Source organism: Mycobacteroides chelonae CCUG 47445 (assembly GCF_001632805.1).
GTDB classification, from domain to species: Bacteria; Actinomycetota; Actinomycetes; order Mycobacteriales; family Mycobacteriaceae; genus Mycobacterium; species Mycobacterium chelonae.
In genome coordinates, this window is record NZ_CP007220.1 from 267,308 (window position 1) to 290,401 (window position 23,094).

Sequence of the window (23,094 nt, forward strand, 5' to 3'; positions counted from 1 at the left end):
ATCAGCCCGGGTATATCCACGGGTCGTGTGGGATGCGCCGCGCGTCGAACTGTCCCAGTAGTTCCGCGGCACTGGCGGCCTGGTATCCGAGTGAGTCGCATATCAAATCGAAGGTCCGCTGCGCACCCAGATCGGCGACGGTCACCGCGCCATCGCGTTTGGCCAGCCGCGCGCCCCTGGTGTTCAAAACCAGCGGAACATGGGCGTACGCCGGCACCGGGTAGCCCAGCAGCGCAGCAAGGTAGGCCTGGCGGGGCGCGGAGGTCAGCAGATCATCGCCGCGCACCACCTGATCGATGCCCTGGGCGTGGTCGTCGATCACCACCGCGACGTTGTAGGCGATCACACCGTCGCCGCGGCGTACCACGAAATCGTCTACCAGGCCGGTGTATTCACCATGTAGCGCATCCTGCACGGTGACGGCAGAGCTCTCCGCGCGTAGTCGAAGTGCGGGTGGGCGTTCGGAGCGGGCCACGCGGCGCTGTGCGCGCTGAGATTCCGAGAGGTTTCGGCAGGTGCCCGGGTATGCGCCGGGTGGCGAGTGTGGTGCCGTGGGCGCCTGGGCGATATCTTTTCTGCTGCAATAACATTCGTATAGTTGACCGCGAGATTGCAGTTCCGCCAACACCGCGTCGTAGGCGGTGTTTCGATCCGACTGCCAGACCACGGGTACATCCCACTCCAGACCGATCGCGGCGAGGTCGGCCAGTTGGCGCTGCGCCACGGTGGAGCTGGTACGGGTGTCCAGGTCTTCCACCCGCATGAGGAACCTGCGGCCGGTCGAGCGTGCCAGTAACCACGCCAACAATGCCGTGCGCAGGTTGCCTATGTGTAGGTCACCGGAAGGGCTCGGCGCGAATCGTCCGGCGCCGATCACACCAGGCCCGGAACAATCTCGTTGAGACTAAACGCAACTGGCCGTTCGAGCTGTTCATAGGTGCAGGAAGACGGATCGCGATCCGGGCGCCAGCGGTTGAATTGGGCGGTGTGGCGAAACCGCACGCCCTCCATGTGGTCATAGCGGACCTCCACCACCCGTTCGGGGCGCAGCGCGACAAACGAGAGGTCCTTGCCGGCATTCCAGCGTGAGCCGGCGTTCTTCTGCGGAGTGCGTTCACCGGCCTGATGAGCCGCCCAGTTCCAGGGGTGATCCTCCAGGGCAGTGACGAGCGGTTGCAGCTCGTGGAAGAGCCGCTTGCGTTCGGCCATCGGAAACGCGCCGATCACACCGACCGAGGCCAACACACCGTCGTCCTGGTACAGGCCGAGCAGCAGCGATCCGATGGCGTCATCACCGGACTTGTGCACCCGATATCCGGCCACCACGCAATCGGCGGTGCGCTCGGGTTTGATCTTGAACATCACCCGTTTGTCGGGCTGGTAGGCGATCGCCAGTGGTTTCGCGATGAGGCCGTCGGTTCCGGCACCCTCGAACTCCTCGAACCAGCGCTGTGCCGTGTCGGGATCGGTGGTGGCGGGGGTGAGATGAATCGAGGTGCCGGCCCCGGACAGCGCATCCGTCAGGGCGGCACGGCGCTCGCTGAACGGTCGTCCGGTGAAGTCCTCGTCACCCAGCGCGAGCAGGTCGAAAGCGATGAATGAGGCGGGCGTCTGCTCAGCCAGCAGCCGCACCCGGGAATCGGCCGGATGAATCCGCTGCTGCAGCGCCTCGAAGTCCAGCCCGGATTCGGTGGCGATCACGATCTCCCCGTCGACAACGCACCGCGGCGGCAGCTCGGCCAGCACGGCTGCCACCAGCTCCGGGAAGTACCGGGTTAGCGGCTTTTCGTTGCGACTGCCCAGCTCCACCTCGTTGCCGTCGCGAAAGACGATCGACCTGAACCCATCCCACTTGGGCTCGTATGACGCGTCGGCCGGGATTTTCGCGACAGGTTTCGCAAGCATTGGCGCGATAGGAGGAATGACGGGCAGGTCCATTCCCATATGATGACGGTAATGCCCACGCCCGCCGAGGAACTGGATGTCGACGGCATCGCCGTCCGGCTGAGCAACCCTGACAAGGTGTACTTCCCTCAGTTGGGGGCTGATGGCGGCACCAAGCGGCATCTCGCCGAGTACTACCGCACGGTCGCGCTCGGCCCGATGATGAACGCGGTGCGGGAGCGTCCCACGCATCTGCAGCGCTTCCCCGACGGCATCGATGGCGAGGAGATCTACCAAAAGCGCCTGCCCAAGCACTATCCGGATTACCTGGACAGCTGTGAGGTGACGTTTCCGTCCGGCCGCACCGCCGAGGTCCTGCGGGTGACCACGCCCGCCGCGATCGTGTGGGCGGCGCAGATGGGCACGGTGACGTTGCATCCGTGGCAGGTGCGATATCCCGATCTTGACCACCCGGACGAGCTGCGTATCGATTTGGACCCGCAGCCGGGTACCGGATTCGACGAAGCCAAGTCGGTGGCGCTTGATGTGCTGCGTCCACTACTGGATGAGCTGGGGTTTGTCGCCTATCCGAAAACTTCCGGCGGCCGCGGCATCCATATCTATCTGCGCATCGAGACCCGCTGGGATTTCATCGAGGTGCGCCGTGCCGGAATCGCGCTGGCCCGTGAGGTGGAACGGCGCGCACCCCGGCAGGTGACAACCTCGTGGTGGAAGGAAGAACGCGGCGAGCGCATCTTCATCGACTTCAATCAGAACGCGCGTGATCGCACCATGGCATCGGCCTACTCGGTGCGGCGCACGCCGATCGCCACCGTTTCCACGCCGTTGACGTGGGAAGAACTCGCCGACGCCGAGCCCGACGACTTCACCATCGCGACCGTGCCCGACCTGCTCCGGAAACGTCCGGACCCCATGTCGGATATGGATGATGCGCCGCAGTCCATCGAGCCGCTGCTTGAGATGGTAGAACGGGACGAGGCAAACGGACTGGGCGATATGCCCTACCCGCCGAACTACCCGAAGATGCCGGGAGAACCGAAACGCGTTCAGCCGTCCCGGGATACCGATAGGAAGCAGTAGTGACGGTCCGCAGGATGTTGTGGCGGGCGGCTGGCCTGTGGCTGGCGGTCGGCGTGGTGGCGGTGCTGCTACAGCATTGGCTGATACCGCTGAACGCCCCGAACAGCTTCGGACTGTTCAGCAATGGTGGCGATCTGATGACCTACCGGTTCGGGGGTCTGCGGGTTCTGCACGGTGAGCCGTTGTATGCCACAGAGATTCCGGATGCCGGATGGTTCACGTACACCCCGTTCGCAGGATTACTCTTCGCCCCTCTGGGTTTCGTGCCGTTGGGGACGGCGAAGGTTATCTGGTTCCTGGTGAATCTGGGGGCGCTGTTCGCCATCATCTGGCGGTGCTGGCGGGTTCTTGGATTCTCGGCCGATGGTCCGTTGGCTGTCGCATGTGTGGGAATGAACTTGGTGGCCTGGGATATTCAGCCAGTCCATGGAACCTTGTGGCAGGGGCAGGTCAATCTCGTGCTGGCCGCGCTCATCATCTGGGATCTCACGAGGCCGGCGGGTGCGCGGTGGCGTGGTTGGTCGGTGGGTGTGGCCTCGGGGGTCAAACTCACGGCTATCATTTTCGTTCCTTACCTGCTGATCTCCCGGCAGTGGCGGGCGGCGGTGACGGCCATGGTCACGGCGGTGGGTACCGTGGTGCTGGGATGGATTGTGCTGCCTTCGGATTCGTCCGATTACTGGCTGGGTGCGGTGCGTACCACCGGCCACATCGGCTCCCTGGACCATCCTGCCAATGCATCGATAGGTGGTGCACTGTCGAATATCTATGCACCGCAATCGATGCCGACGTGGTTGTGGGTGCTGCTCGCGGGCGGAGCCGCGCTGCTGGGAATGGCCGCCGCCCGCAGAGCACACGGAGACGGGCGGGAGCTACTGGCCGTCACGGTCGTCGGCATGGTCGGCTGTGTGGTGTCTCCGTTGGCATGGGGCCATCACTGGGTGTGGACGGTGCCGTTGATGGTGTTGTTGGTGAACCAGATCCTGATCACTCGTGGTGCCCAGCGGTGGCGGTGGGCGGCGGTGACGGGTGTGATCGCGGCGATCGTGTCTATGTGGTGGTACCTGGTGCTGTACGTCCGCGCGATGCGGATAAACCCCGATTTCGGGTCCTATATCACCGCGTGGGACGCCGTGATCGCACAGATGTCGCGTGGTGAAAGAGTTTTCGACTCGGCCTTCTTTCCGTTGCTGTTCCTTGCGGTGGCCATTTGGATACTGGCAACGCGATCTCGTCCTGCCGGTACCGTGCAGTAATGAAACGTTGGGCCGTGGCCTGTGCCGTAGCGCTTTTCGCGGTGGGCGGCTGCTCGGCCTGGGACGAGCCCAAGTCCACCCAGACCTCGTACACGCCGCAAAAGACTGGAGCGTCGCCGATCCGCTACGACTCCGAACCCTTGGAGCAGCGTTTCTCGAAATTGCCGCAGCCGGTGACCGGTGAGTGGGTCCAGGGCTTCTTCGGCGACGAGCCCCTGCCCGGTCCGAACACCACGTATTGGGTGGACGCCATCATCGAAATGCCGCCCCAGCAGTTGGCCGCGTACGTGGCACCCTTCCGCTCCAGCATGGTCCTGGCCACCAGGCCACGTCTGTGGAAGACACTCGATGCGGGTGTGCCGTCCTCCGCGCAGTTCGAACGCAGCGATGAGCTTGATCGAATGTTGTCCACCAACACCGCGAAGGGCGGATGGGAGGTCAAAGCGTTCGCGCCTAGGGACGGTTCGGTGCTCGTCTTGTCCGCCCAAGGGAAGGACGCGATCTAGGACCTGCGGGTGCGACGGTTCCGTAGACCGCGTGCCGGTTCGAGCGCTTCCCCGTCCTCGATGTCCGGGGTGGCTTCGGTGTCCTCGGTGGTCTCGGTGTCCTGAGTGGCAGCGTCGGCTGCCTCGTCAACCGCAGACTCCTCGGCAGGGGGTTCGTCGGCGTTGGCGGTCTCGTCCGTGTCCAGTGTGGGCTCGGTGACCTCGGTGGGCTTCTTCTTGGCCGGACGGGGCTTGCGTTCCTTTTCCGGGCTTTCGGCCACGAATGCCAGGTGATAGGCCGCGAAGGCCAGGATTCCGATCGCCCCGGCCGCGCCGTACGCACCGAACTCCCAGATGCCGAACCGATCCAGGCTCAACCAGATCTCGGCGGTCGCCGTACCGATGATCAGCGCCCCGGCCAGGAAATGGCCGATGAAGGCCGCCGCGCGCAGTGTGAGCGCGAGCTGCGGTGTCGCGAACTCGGGCCGGCGGGTCTGTCGCCACCGGATCAGGGCGGGGACACCGGCGGCCGCCAGCAGTACCCCGGCGAGGATGCGCAGCCCGGTACCTAAGGCGTGACTGGTGGCCCCGTTCAGTTCGGGCCAGCGGGGCAGCACGAAAAAGAAAAAAAGCAGTCCCGCGATCAAGGAGAGAGCGGCATGGCTGCTGGTCAGAACGATGGTCGCCGTCCGGCGTCCGGCAGCCATTGCCCTCCTTGATGCGGTCCTGCAGTGGCGGAGGATAGGGGATTTGAACCCCTGAGGGCTATTAACCCAACCCGCGTTCCAGGCGAGCGCCATAGGCCACTAGGCGAATCCTCCGTCGGTCATGGTAGCGGACTGCGCTGGGTGCCTATGTCCACCGTCGTCTTGACCGGCCCCGATGCATTCCGTCGTGAGCTCGCGACGAGCACTGCTCCGCCGATCAGCGCCGCCACCAGCACCCCGAGCAGGGGCCGGAATCCGAGGGCATGGGCGAGGTAGGGCGCAGCGCTGGCGCCGAGAAAAACCGTGAAGCCGTACAGGGCGGTACCGGCACCGCGCCGGGGCGCCGCCCGATCGCCGAACATGGTGACCATCGCCGTCGATGCGATGGCGATACCGGCGACGAAGATATTGCTGCCCACGATGATGACGGGAACGGAGTCGGCCCCCAGGGCTTCCACCGCAAGGCCGACGGCGGCCAGCGAGTACCCGACCAACGCACCGGTTTCGGTGCCGACCTTGCCCACCCACGAGCCGACGAACGGGGCGACCAGCATCCCGGGAATGCCTGCCAGTCGAATGGTGGTGCCCATGGATTCAGGCAAGTGCAACGCATCCACCAACTGGGTCGCCAGGCTGGTGTACATCGCCACGAACGACAACATCAGCACGAACACCGCGGCCAGCGGTACCGCGATGTCTCGGCGGGTGAGTAGACGGGCTTGCGCGGCGAAACCGGATACCACCCGTGCCGAGGGATCGCCGCTGCTCTGCTCCCGCATGACGAACGCCAGCGGTAGGACATTCAGCGCGAGTCCGGCCGCACCGACCCAGAAGACCCATTGCCAGCCCCACGTGTGGGTGATAAGGGATGCCATCACCTGCCCGAGCACCCCGGCCATCAGATACGCGGTAGATACCGCACCGATCGCGGTCGTTGCCGTTCGGCGGGGCAGCGCCTCTCCGAGGTAGCTCAGCGCGGACGGAGAAAACGCGCCACCCGCAAAACCCTGCAGCACGCGGATCAATCCGAGCAGCACAGGTGTGGGGGCCCACGGCACCAGAAGGGTGAGCAAGGCCATCACCGGCACCCCGGCGATCAGCACACGTCGACGTCCGAACCGATCGGTGACGGGACCAAACAGCAGGAATCCGGCCGCGTAACCGAAGAGAGCCGAGGACAGGGCGGGCGTCATGTCGTGCCCGCCGTAGGACGCCGATACGGCATCGTGGATCGGAATCCACACGTAGAGCTGCATGGTGACCTGTAGCGCGCACAGCACGATCAGGACAACCCGCGTCATTTCTGCACTATTTGTCGGGCGGGGGTTCACCGGCAACCACCATCGGCATTGTCCGTCACGTCCAGGATTCGGCGATTCCCAGCAATTCTCCAGAATGCGCGGAACCTTCTTACAGGAAGGGCACCGACAATCATGGCGTGCCGCCGTCGGGGACATGGGTACTGGCCGAGTTGCCTGATTACGCGCGGAACAATCCGCTGTACGCGGGCCCCTCTCTGATCCATGGCTGGTTTCCGGCGGCGATTCAGGTCGTGGCGGCGCTGGCCTTGGTGGTGGGGCTCTATCGCCGACCGCGCAGTTGGCTGCGGGTGTGGGTTCCGGGCGCCGCCCTATGCGGTGCGGGCACAGGCGCGCTGGCGTACTGGTACATCACCTCGCAGGGGATGGCGGATAACCCGCCTCCGCTCATGTTGTGGATCTGGATCGGTTTTGCCGCAGCGGCTTTGGTCGTCACGTTCGTCGGCTGGGTGGGCGCGCGATGGCTGCGCCGCGGAGTGATGGTGCTGGCCGCTCCACTGTGCCTGCTGGCCGCGTTGACCGTACTGAATCAGTGGATCGACTACTACGACACGTTGCGTCTTGCGTGGGCCGCGGTGACCGCCGGTCCATTGCCCGGTGAGACCGATATGGCTGCGGTACAGGATCTGAAGGGTAAGGGCCTCACGGCAACGGGGCGGGTGGTTCCGGTCGACATCCCGGAGGATGTTGCGGGCTTCCAACACCGAACCGAGTACGTCTATCTGCCGCCCGCCTGGTTCGCGAGTCCCGCGCCGCCGAAACTTCCCGTGCTGGTCATGATTTCCGGGGCGTGGTCGACACCGGCCGACTGGGTACGTCAGGGGAACGCCGCCGGAGCCATGGACCGCTTCGCGCAGTCTCATGACGGAGTCAGCCCGGTACTGGTCTTCGTTGATACCGGTGGAACCTTCAACAATGACACCGAATGTGTGGACGGTCCGCGTGGAAACGTGGCCGCTCACGTCACCAAAGAAGTTATTCCATACGTGAATTCGGAATTCGAGACGAGTTCAAACCCTGAGAACTGGGGCGTCGCCGGGTGGTCGATGGGCGGCACGTGCGCGGCCGATCTGGTCATCACCCACCCGGAGCTGTTTCACTCCTTCATCGATATGGCCGGTGACCTCACCCCGAATGCGGGCACCAAGGAGCAGACCGTGGAGCGGCTCTACGGCGGCGACGAAAGGCAATGGGCACTGTTCGACACGCTCACGGCCTTACACAGTCACCGTCGATACCAGGACGTGGCGGGGTGGCTGGACGTCTCGACAACCGCGAAGATCTGGGCGGGGCAGGAGCAGCTCACCGGCCCGATCGCGGCGGCCCGGCTGTGCGACGCGGCGGCGCCCGCGGGGATCGACTGCGCGGTGGTGAGGCGCACCGGCAACCACGATTGGGCGTATGCGCAGGAGGCGTTTGCCGAGGCGTTTCCATGGATCGCCGGTAGGCTCGGAACTCCCGGGGTGCCACGGGCCCCGCTGCCCGCACCTAACATGTGAATAGCAAGCATTGGCAACGTAATCCGTCACATTGTGGGCGCGCGAGACATACCGCAAGATGTGTGCATGCGCGCCGCCTACATCGAGCAGCGGGGACCAGCCGAGAACATCCGGTACGGCACGCTTCCCGAACCCGTCATCTCGCCCGATGAAGTGCTCGTCAAGGTCGACGCGGTTGCGGTCAACCCAGTAGATACCTTTGTGCGTTCGGGCTCGTACCCCACCGTGATTCCACTGCCGTTTGTGGTGGGACGCGACCTGGTGGGTACGGTCGCGCAGCCGTCCGGGGGATTTCGGGCCGGTGATCGGGTGTGGTGCACAAGCCTCGGATATGACGGACGGCAAGGTGCCACAGCGGAATTCGCCGCAGTTCCAGTGGACAGGTTGTACGGGTTACCCGCGGATGTAGACCCGCTGGCGGCCGTCGCGGTGGCACACCCCGCCTCTACCGCCTACCTGGCGACCGCCGAGTACGGCGAGATCAAGGCAGGGGAGACGGTGCTTATCGTCGGCGCCGGGGGAAACGTGGGGTCCGCGGCCGTCGCCCTGGCGGCGCGATCCGGCGCCACAGTGATCGCGGTGGCATCGTCGCGGAGCCGGGACAGATGCCTGCAACTGGGCGCACACGAGGTGCATGACTACGCCGCCGACTGGGTACCGCTGGTCAGCAAGACCCATCACGGCGCGATCGACATCTACGTTGACACCTCGGGTGTCAACGACGTTGTCGCGGCGGTGGATCTGCTTGCACCGCATGGTCGAATCGTCCTGATATCGGGTGATGGAACTCCGCAGACACAGCGGCCAGTCCCACTCGGGCCGCTGTACCGCAAGAGTGGGTCCATTCGCGGGTTTGTCATGTCCAGGGCCTCGACCCACCAACTCGCCACCGCGGCCCAACGCATGGCCGACTTGCTCACCGAGGGCGAGCTTGTTCCGAATGCCATTGACTTGATGCAATTTTCGGAGGCCGCGAGGGCTCATCGGCGTATCGAGACCGAAGTCATGGGCGGCACCCGCCTCGTTTTGCTTCCTGCCTGATTCCCGGCCACGACCAGGCGTTTGCTTCTATCCGGCTCCTGGACTTGACGGACCCGAAAACCAACTTGACGGACCTTCCGTGGATACATCGCTGCCCCCTACCGCCGGTGCCAGCCTTTGATGCGTGAGCCTCTTCGAAATCGAAACCAGCGCCTTCTGCACCGCCTCCCCCGACGAGCTGTACGCATTGGTCAGTGACCTCCCCGAGAGTGGTCGCTGGAGCCCTGAATGCATTGGTGGACAATGGATATCAGGCGAGCCGGGCCAGGTTGGCGCCCGCTTCCGTGGAAACAACAACCGTGCGACCGACGTCGTCGCCTGGGCGCCCGTAGTGCGCGGCGGTTGGCAGACCGAAAGCGAGATTGTGGCGGCCGAAGCGCCGAAGCAATTCAGCTGGTCGATCCTGAACCGTTCCGGTGAGCTACAGGAGAGCGTCTGGAGCTACTTCGTCGACGCTGCCGAGGGCGGATCGATCCTGCGGCACCACTACCGGATGGGCAGGCCCACCGAGGGCATCACCGAAATCATGTCGCACCTCGACGAAGAGGGTAAGGAACGCTTTGTCCGCGAATGGGGCGACAAACTCCGTGTCGATATGCAGGCCACCGTGGACGCCATCTCGCGTATCACCGAGGAAGCCAGTATTACCCAGAAAGCCGGAGTATCCCAATGATTCTGCAGCGCATCGGAAACCGCGGTATCAAGCTCGGTGCGCTCTTCGAGCGCGCGGCACGTAAGCATCCCTCCAACACGCTGACCCTGGACCATCGACCTTCGCTGGCCCCGCAACTGGAAGGCACGTCGACCATCGCTCAGGTGGCGGCGGCTGTTGACGACATCGGCCGGCGGCTACGTGCCGCCGGTGTCGCGCCGGGAGACAAGCTGGTTATCCATAAGTCCGACGGTTTCGACATCACACTGGCGGCCTGTGCCGCGGCCCGCATCGGTGCGGTGCCGGTTCTGTTGTCCCCCAAACTCGATGGCCCGACGGTAGCGACCCTCATTGGCCGCGTCGGCAATCCCACCCTGCTTACCGATGCCGCCAAACTGGATGGCGACTTGGCGGGGCAGCCCATCGCCGAGCTCACCTCCCGCGTGCTGCTCGCCGAAGGCGAGCATCCCCAGGCTGTGACGCTGTCGGGACTCACACCCGCCGCGGCCGCACCCGCCGTCGTACCCAGCCCGCACGACCCCGCACTCATCACCCACACCTCCGGCACCACCGGGGTGCCAAAGCTTGCCGTGCACACCAACTTCACCTTCGAGGCGCGGTATCGGCCACAGGCCGCCGTGGCGGCCCTGGTACGCCGCCGCGAACCCCTGGTCATTCATGTTTCCTTCGTACATTCACGCCTGGTGACGGCGCTGGCCATCGCGATTCTTCGCGGCTTCCCCGTGGTGGTGCTGGTCGACGACGAACCCGAGCACGCCGCGGAGATCTTCCTGCGGGTAAAGCCGGGAATCCTTGAGGCCCACCCGAACACATTTATCAACTGGGAAGTGCTGGCCGACGATCCGCGGCGGCCGCTGGCCTCGGTCAAGTACTTCAGCAGCACCTTCGATGCCATTCACCCGCGCACCGTGCGTACCCTGCTGGCGGCTACGCAGCGCCGGCGCCCGCTCTTCGGGCAGCTCTACGGTCAAAGTGAGGTGGGGCCGATCGTCGCACGTGGCTTCAGTCGCCTGCGCTCTGCCGATTCCGATGGACGGTGCGTTGGCTACCCGTTCCCGGGCATGACCGATGTGCGGATCGTGTCGCGCAATGGGCAGCCGCCTTCAGCGGAGAACCCCGGTTACATCGAGGTGCGCACCGATGGGCGAATCCGTACTTACCTCGGCGAGCAAGATCGTTACGACAAGCAACTCGACGACGGTTGGTGGCGGATGGGCGATGTCGGCTACCGCACCCGTTGGGGCTGCATCCACCTACTGGACCGTGAGGTCGACCTCATCGACGGCTTCGGCAGCACCCTGGCCGCCGAGGATCGCCTGTTCCTGGCGGTGGATGAACTCACCGAGGTAATCATCGTCGCCGGCCCCGGCGGGCTCGCGCAACCGGTCGTGTGCACGAAAAACGATGTGCCACTTAACCTTAATGCATGGGACGCGGCAGCGGCTCAGTTACCGCCGATGGCTCCGCCGTTGCATCTGCGTCTTGACGAGCTGCCGCAAACAGCGACCACCAAAATCAAGAGACTGGAATTGTCGGCGCGGATCGGCGCGGGGGCCATCTGATGTCGCGGCTCGTTGTGGTCGGCGGCGGTATCGGCGGCCTTGCCATTGCCTTGAGTGCCGCAGCCTCCGGTAACGACGTGGTCGTGTTGGAGAGGGCGCGCGAGTTCGCCGAGATCGGTGCTGGTATCCAGCTTGCACCCAATGGATTACGCGCTCTCAGCCTGCTCGGTGTAGGTGACAAGATTGAGCGCATCGGAGTCCAGGTCGATTCGTTGCGGCTCTTCGACGCCACCGTCGATCGGTTGATCAACACGATGAGCCTGGGTGCGGACTACCAGCATCGCTTCGACAGCCCCTACCTGGTCGTGCACCGCGCCGAGCTGCACCGCATCCTGGTGGAGGCGTGCGCCTCGGATCCACGTATCGAACTACGCAGCCGTAGTGAGGTATTCGGATACCAACAGGATGCCGGGGGAGTGCGCGCACTGCTCGCCGACGGCACCAGCGTGGACGGCGATGGTCTCATCGGCGCCGACGGCATCAACTCGTCAATCCGGCGGGCACTGCTCGACGACGGTGAACCGCGAGTCGCCGGTATCACGGTGTACCGCACCACGGTGCCCATCGACCAGGTTGACGAGAGCCTGCAATCCAACTCGGTCACCTGGTGGACCGGGCCCGGGTGCCATCTGGTGACCTATCCCATCGCGGGGGGCTCACTGCTGAATCTGGCGGCAAGCCGTACCGATGGCGTCACACAGGCGTTTTCAGGCGTCGAAGTCAGTGAGGCGCGTGTGTTGCGGGAGCTGGCGCCGTTGCGTGGAACGGCCCGCAGCCTGCTCGAACTGGGGCGGGAATGGAGATCCTGGGCGCTCGTGGACCGCGACCCGGTGCGGCAGTGGTCGGATGGCCGCGTCGTGTTGCTGGGCGATGCGGCGCATCCCATGCTGCACTACGCGGCGCAGGGTGCCAGCCAGGCACTGGAGGACGCGGTGGTTCTCGGCGCGCTCATCGGCGCGGACCCAGACAGGCTGCCCGGCAGATTCACCAGGTACGTCGAGGCGCGGCGTGACCGCACCGCCGATGTGACACTCGCGGCGCGGGACAGCATCGGCATCTGGCATGCGGCGGGCGACGCCGCCGTCGAACGTAACGAGAAATTGGGTGCCATGCGTGATTCCGATCTGCATGACGAGTTGGCCTGGATGCATGGTGACACCGATTTCGGGCTAGCGGCAGTCACCTCGGCGGTAGGGGCGCGATAAATGTCGAACCAACAGATATGCATCATCGGTGCGGGACCGCGCGGTCTGGCGGTGCTGGAGCGTCTGTGCGCCAACGAGCGTCAAGCGCCCAGCGCGGACCGAATCGTCGTGCACGTTGTCGATCCCTACTCCCCGGGCGCCGGATCCGTCTGGCGCACCGATCAGTCCTGGCATCTGTTGATGAACACCGTGGCATCACAAATCACCGTGTTCACCGACGACAGCGTGGCCATCGAGGGGCCCATCGAACCGGGGCCAACGCTCTACGAGTGGGCACAGAGCCTTGCCCTGCTGGGTGATCCGTCCCGCAGCGGTGAGAAGGCCATCGCGGAGGCACGCACGCTGCGATCCAACTCCTATCCCACGCGCGCCCTCTACGGGCATTACCTCAGCGACAGTTTCGCCCGTGTCGTCGGGTGGGCGCCCGAGCATCTGACGGTGCGGGTGCATCGATCCCGTGCGGTGGCGTTGGCAGACACCCACGGTGATATCGATGGGCCGCAGGGGGTTCGGCTGGAGGATGGGACCAGGTTGCATGACCTCAGTGCCGTTATTCTCGCCGTCGGTCATGTGCCCGCGGGTCTGCGTCCCGGCGAGGCGCGAGCAGCTTCCCTAGCCCGTATCCACGGGCTGACCTACGTCACACCGGCGAACCCAGCCGATATCGATCTGTCCTCCATCAAAGCCGGTGAGCCCGTGGCGGTTCGGGGTCTGGGTCTGAACTTCTTCGACTATATGGCGTTGTTGACGGTAGGTCGGGGCGGAAAGTTTCTCCGGGACAACGGCGATGAAGGAGGGCGACTGGTGTATCGCCCGTCGGGGCAGGAACCGATTCTGTACGCCAGCTCGCGCCGGGGGATCCCCTATCACGCACGCGGTGAGAATCAGAAGGGATCCTCGGGTCGTTATTTCCCGCGGTTGCTCACGGTGGAGCGCATCGCTCAGCTTCGCGAGAATCTCGGCGGTCTCCTACAGTTCCGCCGTGACCTGTGGCCGCTCATCGCGCGAGAGGTGGAATGCGTCTACTACGAAGGGCATCTGACGCAGCGGGGGCTGCCGGTGCAAGCCTTTTCCGAGCGGTACCTGAACGCTGACGAGAGCGAACTACACGCAATCTTGTCCGATCATGACCTGCTCGAGATCGCGTGGGAATGGGACGACCTCGATCGCCCGTGGGGGAAGCGCACGTTCAGCGGCCCGGACGAATTCACCGCATGGATTCTCGAGCACCTGCGTGCCGATGTGGTGATGGCCCGCGAGGGCAATGTCGACGGTCCGGTGAAGGCCGCACTGGATGTGTTGCGGGACCTGCGCAATGAGATTCGGCTCGCGGTGGACCACGGTGGGCTCGACGGTAAGTCGTACCGGGATGAGTTGGAGAGCTGGTACACCCCGTTGAATGCCTTCCTGTCTATCGGCCCTCCGGCCCAGCGGATTGAAGAGATCATCGCGCTGGTGGAGGCCGGGGTCATGCATCTGGTGGGACCACAGATGCAGGTGCGCTTCGACACTCATGATCCGGCTGTGGTCATCGAGTCACCCCTGGTGCCGGGGTCGGCCGTCAGGACGCGCAGTCTCATCGAGGCGCGATTGCATGAGCCGGATCTGCGCCGCAGCAGTGACCCCTTGCTGATGTTCCTGCAGGAGACCGGGCAATGCCGCCCTTACGAGATTCCCACCGATGATCACAAGGCCTACCAGACAAAGGGACTGGCGGTGACCGAGCGTCCTTATCGTTTGATCGGCGCCGACGGAAGAGTTCACCCGCGCCGGTTCGCCTACGGAGTTCCCACCGAGTCGGTGCACTGGGTCACCGCGGCGGGTATCAGGCCGGGAGTGGATTCGGTGACCCTGGGCGACGCCGATGCCATTGCGCGCGCCGCCTTGGCCAGCGCACCCAGCCCAGTCGCGGATGTGGGTGATCACGGAGTGTTGGTGTGAGCGGTTTCCTGGAGACCGGGCTGCTCTCACCCGTCAGTGCCGGCACCGTCGCCGAGGCTGAACTGACGGATGCCGCGTGGCTGCAGGCGATGCTCGACGCGGAAGCCGCGCTGGCTGCCGCGCAGGCCGATATCGGAGTTCTGCCCAGGAGCGCAGCGGATGTCATCGCCAAGGCCGTGGCCACCCACGATATCGACGTCCGCGCCGTGGCACTGTCCGCGAGGGAGACGGCTAATCCCGTTGTGGGTCTGATCAAGGAACTGACCCGAGTGGTGGGTGAAATCGATCCGAGTGCAACCGATTACGTACACCGCGGGTCGACCAGCCAGGACATCCTCGATACCGGTGCCATGATCCTGACCAAGCGCCTACTGGGACTCGTTGCCACGGACCTGGGATATGTGGCCGAGGCACTCGCCGTCCTGGCGGTCGAGCACAGGGACACCGTCATGGCCGCTCGCACACTGGCGGTGCAGGCAGTGCCGACGACATTCGGGCTCAAGGCATCTGGCTGGCGTGAGCTCGTTCTCGAGGCACGTACACGTGTGCTCGCGGTGGCCGGTGCCCTTCCGGTATCGCTCGGGGGCGCGGCGGGCACCCTGGCGGGGTACCTCGAATACGCTGGACCGCAGGGCGCCGAACCCGGGGCGTTCGTCGAAAAGCTGAACGCCGCCTTCGCAACCCGGACCGGACTGGCCCCGTCTGGGTTGCCGTGGCACGCGTTACGCAGTCCGATAGCCGATATCGGTAGCACCACGGCGTTTGTGGCGGGTGCTCTCGGCAAGTTCGCCATCGACGTTCTGACGTTGAGTCGCACCGAGATCGCCGAAGTCGCCGAGCCGGCACCACCGGGGCGCGGGGTTTCCTCAGCCATGCCGCATAAGCGGAACCCGGTGTTGGCCACGATGATCCGATCGGCCGCACTACAGGTTCCGGCGCTGAGCATCATTCTCACGAACTCGTTGCTCAGTGAGGACGAACGGTCCGCAGGGGGGTGGCATGCGGAGTGGCTGGCTTTGCGTGAATGTCTGCGTCTCACCGGAGGCGCGGCACAGACGGCTGTCGATCTGAGCCGCGGACTGCAGGTACGTGCGCAGCGGATGTCGGACAACCTTGCGTTGCTCGGTGGACAGCCCTCGGCCGAGCGGCTGTCGGCGGCGCTATCCCCGAGACTGGGCAAGGGCGGTGCGAAGGCCGCCGTCTCCGCTGTGGTCGACGCGGCAGTCGCGCGCGGCGTGAGTTTGCGTGAGGTGGCTGTTGCCCAGCCCGAGATCACCGCGTGGTTGAGCGAGACCGAGATCGATGAACTGTTGGACCCGGTCACCTATGTCGGAGCTGCAGGTCAATTGGTTGAGGGGGTCATCGAGCGCCAATTCTGAGGTAGCCACCTGCGGGAATTTTCCCTCACGTCGATTCTTTGCGAACTGTTCGCGCGCAAGAGTCTTGACGGTGCCATAGCCCGCCCTTACCGTTGCCACGCACACACGGCAGACGGGTAGTTGGTATTGACTGACATACAGGTGAGTGGGGCGCGCGAAGGGGGCCCCACCGCGTTAGCCGTGCTGCGGTTGTTGGCATCGGGAACCGCGCCCGATGTCTTCGAAGCACGGCTCAAGGAGATCGCCCGGGAATCCTCGCCGCCGTGGAGTGCTGCGGATTTGCACCGCGCCCGTGGATACGCCGAACGCATCTACGGGCTCATCGAGACACAGAATCAACGTGAGGCCCGGCTGTCCAACCTGGTCGGCGTGGCCATCGAATTGCTCGGATGCCACGATATCGACGAGGCCTCGACCACCCTGGTGAAGCGGGCACGGATCATGCTCGACGCCGACTTCGCGTTCATCTCGGTGCGCGATGACTCCGGACCCGAGGTACGACACCATGTCCGTTATGTCGATGGATCTACCACCGCGATCAATCGAAGCCTGTACTTCCCGATCGGTGACGACATCGGATTGGTGAGTCAGTATCGGCCCGGCCACGGTCCGGTGTGGACCGCCGATTACCCGTCCGACACCCGATTCAGCCGGGCCAGCGACGGTGACGCCGCTATGCGCTCCGAAGGTGTGCACAGTCTGATGATCATGCCGATGGAGCACGAGGGTCAGCACTTCGGCAACCTCTATGTCGGTTCACGGACGGTGCGCAGCTTCACCGCCGCCGAGCGGTCCCTCTTCGTGAGTCTCTGCTCGTTCGCGGGTATCGCGCTGGCGCGCGCCGACGAATTCTCCAGCAATACAGCGCAAATCAGTGAATTGGAGCAGCGGATCGAGCTGCGGACCAAGCTTCTGGATGCCGGAGCCGGCCCCGGTGGCATGGACAGCTTTGTCCTTGCGGCATCGGAACGCCTAGGAGTCGCGATACGGGTGACCGGGCATGACGGCGCGGAGATCGCCTCGTACAAATGGGAATCCGACCCCGAAGACTATGTGACGACCGCGCTCACGGTGGGCGATGACTACCACGGCGAGCTGTCGGTGGCCAGCCTGGACGACGCGCCCGTCTCGGTGTATCCGCTGAAGCTACAAGATCTCGCCACCACGGCCGCAGTGGTCATGTCCGGCGATAATCGGATGTCGTTGTCGGTGGCCCAGTTGCGTGACGACCTGCTCCATGACGTATTGGATTCACGTCAGCGCGACAATCGATTGGTTCAAACCTACGCCCGCCGTTTGTCTTTGGACCTCAACCAGCCGCATATCGTGGTGATCGTTCGACCCGAACGTGGTGGACTGGACCGCGCAGCACTGTGGTCGGCGTCATTCGCCTCTCGGGTGGGTGGATTACGAGCCACCCAGGACGAGGTGGTAGTGCTGCTTGTTCCGGGATCTGATCCGGGCCGCACCGCACAGGCGGTATGGGACGAGACCACCACGCACCTGCGCATGCCGGTCACGGTGTCCTCCGCAGGGCCCTCGGACCGCGTCGAGTCCATCGAGGAGACCTATCAGGACGCATTGCGCTGTATGGACGCCATGAGCGCCCTGGGGGCGCTCGGAACGGCGGCCGCCGCAAACGAACTCGGGTTCCTGGGGGTGCTGTTGTCGCGCCACCAGGACGTGGAGGGATTCGTCAGGTCCATGGTCGGTCCCGTCATCGACTATGACGACGAACGTGACACCGACCTGCTCCAGACGCTCGATGTGTACTTCACGGTCGGCGCCAGCCCCACCCGCGCCGCCAAGATCCTGCACACACATCCCAACACGGTGGTGCGCCGGCTGGACCGGGTGAACGAACTACTGGGTGACGGTTGGCAGGATGCCGAGCGCCTCCTGGACACGCAGCTCGCCATCAAGCTGTGGAAAGTTCGTGGTTCGCTGCTCACTCGCCAGACCGGGTGACACCAGGCATCCGACCGTAGCGGCGATCGACACCAGGGTTGCGTGGCGGTGCCATCCGGTGAACGAGCGCCCCGCGAAGTCCTGCATGCCCATGCGGTTCGCCAGGTGCAGGTATCCCTGCTGCACGTGATCGGCCAGTGCCACCTGGTGTGCCTGAGACGAGGTGGAGAACTCGGGGTCGTTGGTCAGCCAGAGTTCGGTACGAGCCCGCGAATGATCCAGTGGCGTCATGCCGACGAGGGTCAACGGTGTCCGTGAACGAGCCGCGGACGGGTCGGCCAGCTGCACCTTCGCGATGCTGATCAGGTGGCGACGCCCCTGGTAGACGTACTGTTCGGTGCGTCGCGAGCCCTTCGTGGCCTGCACGATTTGTGCTGCCGGAAGTACGCGGCCCTGATAGCCCACGAACGCCGGGTCGACAATCTGCAGTTGCAGGTCGCCCGATACTCGTGAGGTCGCGACCTGGTGGGTCAAGCTGCCGAACAGCTGGGTCAGATCCGCGCCGTTGGCGCCCAGCAGGTCGAAGACCACCGGGGCATTCGACGGTCGGGCCACCTTGAGAAACTCCTGGAAAGCCGAGAGTGCGCATCCGCTGACAGATTCCAAGGGGTAGTCCTCGGGGATCGAGGTCTTGGATTTCTTGGTGGCCGATTCCAGCCAGGGCTGCGAGAGATGCAGACGCCAGCTGACGGGCACCGCGAATCCGTCGGCCGCCAGCCACACACTGAGCGCCAGCTGACCATTGACAGCACGCCCGGCGCGGGGGCAGTAGCGGCGGTCCACTCCCACCGAGTGCACTCCGGCCTTGGGAATCAGCATCGGCGTGACCACCCAGGCGGCGGGGTGATAGGCGCTGGTGAGGTAGCTCGTCAGATCTCGACGGACCGACCACCAATCCCACGTGGAGCTATTGACGAAGTGATGCAGGTTCTGCTCACTCACCTCGCGCCCCATGGACTGCCCCATGGTGGCTGCCATGTTCCGAGCGGACTTGCGGCCGCGGACCTTCAGCAGGCCGGTGACATAGTCCTCACCCTTGGCCCGCTGGTCGCACCGTGGCAGTGATCGCAGCACGTCGGGGCACACGTGCGCCGCCACCGACGCCATGGCGTCGACCGGAGAAACACGAGGACGCGTGTCGAATAGTTCGGGTGCGGCCTGCACCTTGGTCGCAGATGTCATGTCTGGAGCACCTCAATGAATTAGCGGGTGATCGATGTCGACCTCAGAATGGGCGAGATGCGTCCTGGGGAACAGGTATTGGCACCACACAAAGTGACGGACTATGCGTGTGGCCCGCTACACCCATCGCGGTGGACGAATAGGTGATGACAGATATGTGAACAACCCCGTGACCAGCGAATGGTTAGCCGCATCCTGAGTCGCTAGGTGGCGCAATGGGGCGCCTGGGGGGTCAACTTGACGGATTGTCTCCGAACTGACGAATTGAATTCGCGATTGTTTGGTGCGCGACGCCCCATCTCGAAGATAGAGAGGTGATTACCCGGCGGGCGTTGCTAGGCACGACATTTGCGTTGGCTGGGGCGGCCGCACTAGCGGGCTGTGGCTCGCAGGCCAGTGCGGCGGATCCGCAAGTTTCGGTCACCGGTGGCGCGATCCGCGGGGGAACGGCGGGAAAGGTCCACGTCTTCCGCGGCATTCCCTACGCACAGCCGCCGACCGGGGAGAACCGTTTTCGTTCCCCCCGTCCGGCGGTTCCGTGGCGAAATACTTTGAACACCACACGGTTCGGACCTGACTTCATCCAACCGGCCGGTGGTGACCCGGTGCGCCAGGAAGACGCGTTGTATGCCAACGTCTGGACGCCCACGGTGGACGCGGGAGCCAAGCTGCCCGTCATCGTCTACATCCATGGTGGCGGCTGGTCCCGGGGAGCGGGCAGTCTCCCGGTGTACGACGGGGCGGCGCTCGCCGAGCGCGTCGGAGCAGTCGTCGTCAACTTCAATTACCGGCTGGGTGCCTTCGGCTTCTGCGGTCATCCCGCGCTCGAAGATCCCGACACCGGACTGCACACCAACTGGGGTCTGCAGGACCAGATCGCACTGTTGCGGTGGGTTAGTGAGAATGCCAAGGCTTTTGGTGGTGACCCGGGCAACATCACGCTCGTCGGCACCTCGGCGGGCGGCGCCAGCACCTGGCAATTGGCCCTGCACCCGCAGACCAGGCCGCTGCTGCGCCGAATCATCAGCATCAGCCAGGCCCATGTCTGGAGTCCGTATCTGAGCTTGACGCCCGACGATGCCACGGCGGTGTTCGACGCACTGGCCGCCGCGCAGGGGGTTTCGGTCAAGAACCTGAAAGAGGTCCCCGCCGATCGGATCCGCGACTGGTGGGTGGCGCAGTTCGCCCTGCCGAGGTCGCAGCGTGTGGCCAAGAGCGGTCGGCAGTATCGCGGACCGGTTCTGGATCCGGTGTTGCTCCCGGCCTTCGACGTCAATCAACCGATACCGGATATCCCCACCATCTCCATCTACACCAGCACGGAGGGTTCGTTCTTCACCGGACCCAACGCGCCTGACCCGCAACCGCAGCCGACCGATGCGGCGTCACTGCACGCTGCCTTCCGCGACATCCTCGAGCAGGGCGTATCGCCGTTATCCGACGCGACCGTTGCCGATGCTGTTGCCGTCTATACGGATTCGGCACGACAGGATGGCCGCCCAACCGATCCGCTGTCGTTGTGGACCGAACTGTGGGGCGATGCGCTGATCCGGCACGACATCCTTGCCTTCACCCGCCGCGCGACGGTCGAGCGGCGCGCGCCGCTGTATCTGATGGAGTACGCACACCCGGTACAGCCTCCGTATTTCGGCGTACCGCACGAATCGACATCACCTTTCCTCTTCGGCACCTACGCGCATCCTTCCAATGTGGCCAAGTTCGGAGACGGGCCGAAGGAGCGTGAAACCTCCGCCGCTTTCATGGATCTGGTAGCGGAGTTCGCACATGGCCGCGCACCGGCAAGTCCGCGGCTTCCGCAATGGGATCCGGTTGGCCAGGACTTGCGGCAGCTCGTGCTTCGCGACGGTGCCGGAACAATCGCCACCCCTACCAAGACCACACAGCTGGGCGTTCTTGACGCAGTCCAGTGGGGCAAGTGAATCAGAAATCAATCGAATGGAGATCACGAGAATGACTGCGCCATCACTGCTGCTCGACACCGGACGTGCGGTACAACAGCCGGTCTGGGAGAACCACGCACATCTGGAACGTGTGCGTGCCGAACTCAGCGAGCTGCCCGCATTGATCGGGGCCGACGAGATCAGGACTCTGCGCACGCTGCTGAGCACCGTCGCTCAGGGCCGCGCCACCATCATTCAGGCGGGCGACTGCGCGGAGGATCCGCAGGAGTCGACCAACGCGCACGTGGCCCGCAAGGTAGCGCTGCTCAACGTACTCGCCGGCACGATGCGGATGAAGACTCACCGGCCGGTGCTGCGGGTCGGACGCATCGGCGGCCAATACGCGAAGCCGAGGTCTAAGCCCACCGAGACGATCGATGGCGTCGAACTTCCCTCTTTCCGTGGGCATCTCGTCAATGGTCCGCAGCCTCATCCGGTGCATCGGCGTGCCAATCCGGATCGGATGCTCGCCGGTTATTGGGCCGCGAACCGGGTGATGGGTCATCTGGGTTGGCGGGTGCCGTCCTCGCTCTCGGTCATCGAGCCGCCGGTGTGGACGTCCCACGAGGCGCTGCTGCTGGACTACGAGGCGCCGCAGCTGCGTCGCGACGGCGAGAACCGCATGGTGCTCACGTCCACGCACTGGCCCTGGATCGGTGACCGGACCCGCCATCTGGACGGGCCGCATGTCGAATTGTTCTCGCGCATCGCCAATCCTGTGGCATGCAAGGTGGGCCCGTCGATGACGACCGAGGATCTCCTCGCGCTGTGCGACAAGCTGGATCCGGAGCACGAGAGTGGGCGGTTGACGCTGATCGCGCGGTTGGGTGCGTCGGCTGTACGCGACAAGCTGCCGGAATTGGTTGCCGCAGTGCGTGAATCCGGACACCCCGTGATCTGGCTGTGCGATCCGCTGCACGCCAATACCGTGTCCACCGAGTCCGGGTACAAGACGAGGCACGTCCAGACGGCCATCGATGAGGTCCGCGGCTTCCGTGAGGTACTTGCCGAGGCGGGTGTGCACGCGGGTGGATTGCACCTGGAAGCCACGCCCGACGACGTCGTCGAGTGCGTCCTCGACGGCTCACAGAACCACGAGGTAGGTCAGCGGTATTCGACGCTGTGCGATCCGCGCCTCAATACGGCGCAGGCCACCGAAGTGGTGTCGGCATGGTAGCGGTGGTCACCGGCGCCGGCGGGGGAGTCGGATCTCGTGTGGTGACCACGTTGGCTCGTCGGGACGAGCGGGTTGTTGCGGTGGACGTCGATGAGGTCGCCATCAAACAGCTCGTCGAGTACGCCGCCGACGAGGGGCTGGACATCATCGGGCAGGTGCTCGACATCACCGACGACACCGCGGTGGCGGTCGGGGTATCGGACATCGAGTCTCGGATCGGACCGATCACCTCATTGGTGAATGGTGCGGGAGTGCTGAGAACAGGTGCAGCGGTGGAGTTCTCGGATGCCGACTGGGCGCGGACCTTCGACGTCAACGTGCGCGCTCCCTTTGTTCTGAGCCGCGAGGTGGCTCGATACATGATTCCCCGCCGCGCAGGGTCGATCGTGACGATCGCCTCTAATGCCGCTCTGGTGGCTCGCAAGGGGATGACGGCGTACGCCGCATCCAAGGCGGCCGCCAACGCGTTCACCAAGAGTCTGGGGCTCGAGCTCGCCGAGCATGGAATCCGATGCAACGTCGTGGCGCCCGGCTCGACGGACACTCCCATGCTGCGCGCCATGCTGGGCGATTCCTCGGACTCCGGATTGGTGGCCGGCAGCCTGGACGACTTCAAGCCGGGGATTCCCCTGGGGCGCATCGCACAACCACAACACATCGCCGACGCTGTGGCTTTTCTTTCTTCCGACCAAGCTGCCCACATCACCATGCACACGCTGGTGGTCGATGGCGGCGCGACGTTAGGGGTTTGACC

Annotated in this window: 19 protein-coding genes and 1 tRNA gene; 14 read left to right on the forward strand and 6 right to left on the reverse strand. The window is 64.6% G+C overall.

Features of this window, described 5'->3' with window-relative positions; translation table 11 throughout:
• Position 1: 1 nt before the first annotated feature.
• Positions 2-877 (reverse strand): tRNA glutamyl-Q(34) synthetase GluQRS, encoded by an 876-nt coding sequence (gene gluQRS / locus BB28_RS01325; protein WP_046252212.1) that lies wholly within the window; start codon positions 875-877, stop codon positions 2-4.
• Positions 874-1,938, reverse strand: a complete 1,065-nt coding sequence (locus tag BB28_RS01330; RefSeq protein WP_046252213.1) for an ATP-dependent DNA ligase — start codon at positions 1,936-1,938, stop codon at positions 874-876. The genes gluQRS and BB28_RS01330 overlap by 4 nt, the downstream gene beginning before the upstream one ends.
• An 18-nt stretch (positions 1,939-1,956) precedes the next feature.
• On the opposite strand from BB28_RS01330, the gene ligD reads away from it, so the two are divergent.
• From ligD to BB28_RS01345, 3 genes are read left to right on the forward strand one after another with little or no spacing between them, the layout of a single operon-like run.
• Positions 1,957-2,985, forward strand: a complete 1,029-nt coding sequence (gene ligD / locus BB28_RS01335) for a non-homologous end-joining DNA ligase (protein WP_046252214.1) — start codon at positions 1,957-1,959, stop codon at positions 2,983-2,985.
• Positions 2,985-4,241 carry a glycosyltransferase 87 family protein gene (locus BB28_RS01340; protein WP_046252215.1) on the forward strand — a complete coding sequence of 419 codons (1,257 nt, stop codon included), beginning with the start codon at positions 2,985-2,987 and terminating at the stop codon, positions 4,239-4,241. Before ligD ends, BB28_RS01340 begins: the two co-directional genes overlap by 1 nt.
• On the forward strand, positions 4,241-4,747 hold the full coding sequence (locus tag BB28_RS01345; protein WP_046252216.1) for a hypothetical protein: 507 nt from the start codon (positions 4,241-4,243) through the stop codon (positions 4,745-4,747). The genes BB28_RS01340 and BB28_RS01345 overlap by 1 nt, the downstream gene beginning before the upstream one ends.
• On the opposite strand, the gene lucA is transcribed toward BB28_RS01345, so the two are convergent.
• From lucA to BB28_RS01360, 3 genes are all read right to left on the reverse strand, one after another.
• A complete protein-coding gene (lucA, locus tag BB28_RS01350) occupies positions 4,744-5,433 on the reverse strand; it encodes a lipid uptake coordinator LucA (RefSeq protein WP_046252217.1) in 690 nt (229 codons plus the stop codon). The genes BB28_RS01345 and lucA overlap by 4 nt on opposite strands.
• 25 nt (positions 5,434-5,458) lie before the next feature.
• Positions 5,459-5,547: transfer RNA gene (locus BB28_RS01355), tRNA-Ser, on the reverse strand.
• A gap of 5 nt (positions 5,548-5,552) precedes the next feature.
• Positions 5,553-6,734 carry an MFS transporter gene (locus BB28_RS01360; protein ID WP_046252218.1) on the reverse strand — a complete coding sequence of 394 codons (1,182 nt, stop codon included), beginning with the start codon at positions 6,732-6,734 and terminating at the stop codon, positions 5,553-5,555.
• Positions 6,735-6,871: 137 nt separating this feature from the next.
• Here BB28_RS01360 and BB28_RS01365 point away from each other — a divergent pair, with 137 nt between their 5' ends.
• The 8 genes from BB28_RS01365 (at position 6,872) to BB28_RS01400 (ending at position 18,020) form a co-directional block, all read left to right on the forward strand.
• Complete coding sequence (locus tag BB28_RS01365; RefSeq protein ID WP_225421973.1) at positions 6,872-8,251, forward strand: alpha/beta hydrolase; 1,380 nt, start codon at positions 6,872-6,874, stop codon at positions 8,249-8,251.
• Between the two features lie 66 nt (positions 8,252-8,317).
• Complete coding sequence (locus BB28_RS01370) at positions 8,318-9,292, forward strand: NADPH:quinone reductase (RefSeq protein ID WP_046252219.1); 975 nt, start codon at positions 8,318-8,320, stop codon at positions 9,290-9,292.
• A 124-nt stretch (positions 9,293-9,416) separates the two neighbouring features.
• Complete coding sequence (locus tag BB28_RS01375; protein WP_046252220.1) at positions 9,417-9,965, forward strand: SRPBCC family protein; 549 nt, start codon at positions 9,417-9,419, stop codon at positions 9,963-9,965.
• Complete coding sequence (locus tag BB28_RS01380) at positions 9,962-11,527, forward strand: AMP-binding protein (RefSeq protein ID WP_046252221.1); 1,566 nt, start codon at positions 9,962-9,964, stop codon at positions 11,525-11,527. The genes BB28_RS01375 and BB28_RS01380 overlap by 4 nt, the downstream gene beginning before the upstream one ends.
• A complete protein-coding gene (locus BB28_RS01385; RefSeq protein WP_046252222.1) occupies positions 11,527-12,732 on the forward strand; it encodes an FAD-dependent monooxygenase in 1,206 nt (401 codons plus the stop codon). The genes BB28_RS01380 and BB28_RS01385 overlap by 1 nt, the downstream gene beginning before the upstream one ends.
• The gene (locus BB28_RS01390; protein ID WP_064393354.1) at positions 12,733-14,673 is read left to right on the forward strand and encodes an FAD/NAD(P)-binding protein; all 1,941 of its coding nucleotides are present in this window, start codon (positions 12,733-12,735) and stop codon (positions 14,671-14,673) included. It begins immediately after the preceding gene.
• The gene (locus tag BB28_RS01395) at positions 14,670-16,052 is read left to right on the forward strand and encodes a nitrosuccinate lyase (protein WP_046252224.1); all 1,383 of its coding nucleotides are present in this window, start codon (positions 14,670-14,672) and stop codon (positions 16,050-16,052) included. Before BB28_RS01390 ends, BB28_RS01395 begins: the two co-directional genes overlap by 4 nt.
• Before the next feature lie 180 nt (positions 16,053-16,232).
• Positions 16,233-18,020 (forward strand): helix-turn-helix domain-containing protein, encoded by a 1,788-nt coding sequence (locus BB28_RS01400; RefSeq protein ID WP_046255439.1) that lies wholly within the window; start codon positions 16,233-16,235, stop codon positions 18,018-18,020.
• On the opposite strand, the gene BB28_RS01405 is transcribed toward BB28_RS01400, so the two are convergent.
• Positions 17,916-19,202, reverse strand: a complete 1,287-nt coding sequence (locus tag BB28_RS01405; RefSeq protein ID WP_046252225.1) for an IS701 family transposase — start codon at positions 19,200-19,202, stop codon at positions 17,916-17,918. The genes BB28_RS01400 and BB28_RS01405 overlap by 105 nt on opposite strands.
• A gap of 314 nt (positions 19,203-19,516) precedes the next feature.
• Between BB28_RS01405 and BB28_RS01410 the strand changes: the two genes are divergently transcribed.
• From BB28_RS01410 to BB28_RS01420, 3 genes are read left to right on the forward strand one after another with little or no spacing between them, the layout of a single operon-like run.
• Positions 19,517-21,142, forward strand: a complete 1,626-nt coding sequence (locus BB28_RS01410) for a carboxylesterase/lipase family protein (protein WP_046252226.1) — start codon at positions 19,517-19,519, stop codon at positions 21,140-21,142.
• Between the two features lie 16 nt (positions 21,143-21,158).
• Positions 21,159-22,340, forward strand: a complete 1,182-nt coding sequence (locus BB28_RS01415; RefSeq protein WP_046252227.1) for a 3-deoxy-7-phosphoheptulonate synthase — start codon at positions 21,159-21,161, stop codon at positions 22,338-22,340.
• Entirely contained in the window at positions 22,334-23,092 is a 759-nt protein-coding gene (locus tag BB28_RS01420) for a 2,3-dihydro-2,3-dihydroxybenzoate dehydrogenase (RefSeq protein ID WP_030096024.1), read from the forward strand. Before BB28_RS01415 ends, BB28_RS01420 begins: the two co-directional genes overlap by 7 nt.
• Positions 23,093-23,094 lie beyond the last annotated feature (2 nt).

Bases quoted from the DNA above. Each gene is read 5' to 3' on its own strand.
- BB28_RS01330 (WP_046252213.1), bottom strand. From the start codon at position 1,938: ATGGACCTGCCCGTCATTCCTCCTATCGCGCCAATGCTTGCGAAACCT.
- ligD (WP_046252214.1), top strand. From the start codon at position 1,957: ATGCCCACGCCCGCCGAGGAACTGGATGTCGACGGCATCGCCGTCCGG.
- BB28_RS01345 (WP_046252216.1), top strand. From the start codon at position 4,241: ATGAAACGTTGGGCCGTGGCCTGTGCCGTAGCGCTTTTCGCGGTGGGC.
- lucA (WP_046252217.1), bottom strand. From the start codon at position 5,433: ATGGCTGCCGGACGCCGGACGGCGACCATCGTTCTGACCAGCAGCCAT.
- BB28_RS01360 (WP_046252218.1), bottom strand. From the start codon at position 6,734: ATGACGCGGGTTGTCCTGATCGTGCTGTGCGCGCTACAGGTCACCATG.
- BB28_RS01370 (WP_046252219.1), top strand. From the start codon at position 8,318: ATGCGCGCCGCCTACATCGAGCAGCGGGGACCAGCCGAGAACATCCGG.
- BB28_RS01380 (WP_046252221.1), top strand. From the start codon at position 9,962: ATGATTCTGCAGCGCATCGGAAACCGCGGTATCAAGCTCGGTGCGCTC.
- BB28_RS01385 (WP_046252222.1), top strand. From the start codon at position 11,527: ATGTCGCGGCTCGTTGTGGTCGGCGGCGGTATCGGCGGCCTTGCCATT.
- BB28_RS01390 (WP_064393354.1), top strand. From the start codon at position 12,733: ATGTCGAACCAACAGATATGCATCATCGGTGCGGGACCGCGCGGTCTG.
- BB28_RS01405 (WP_046252225.1), bottom strand. From the start codon at position 19,202: ATGACATCTGCGACCAAGGTGCAGGCCGCACCCGAACTATTCGACACG.
- BB28_RS01415 (WP_046252227.1), top strand. From the start codon at position 21,159: ATGGAGATCACGAGAATGACTGCGCCATCACTGCTGCTCGACACCGGA.
- BB28_RS01420 (WP_030096024.1), top strand. From the start codon at position 22,334: ATGGTAGCGGTGGTCACCGGCGCCGGCGGGGGAGTCGGATCTCGTGTG.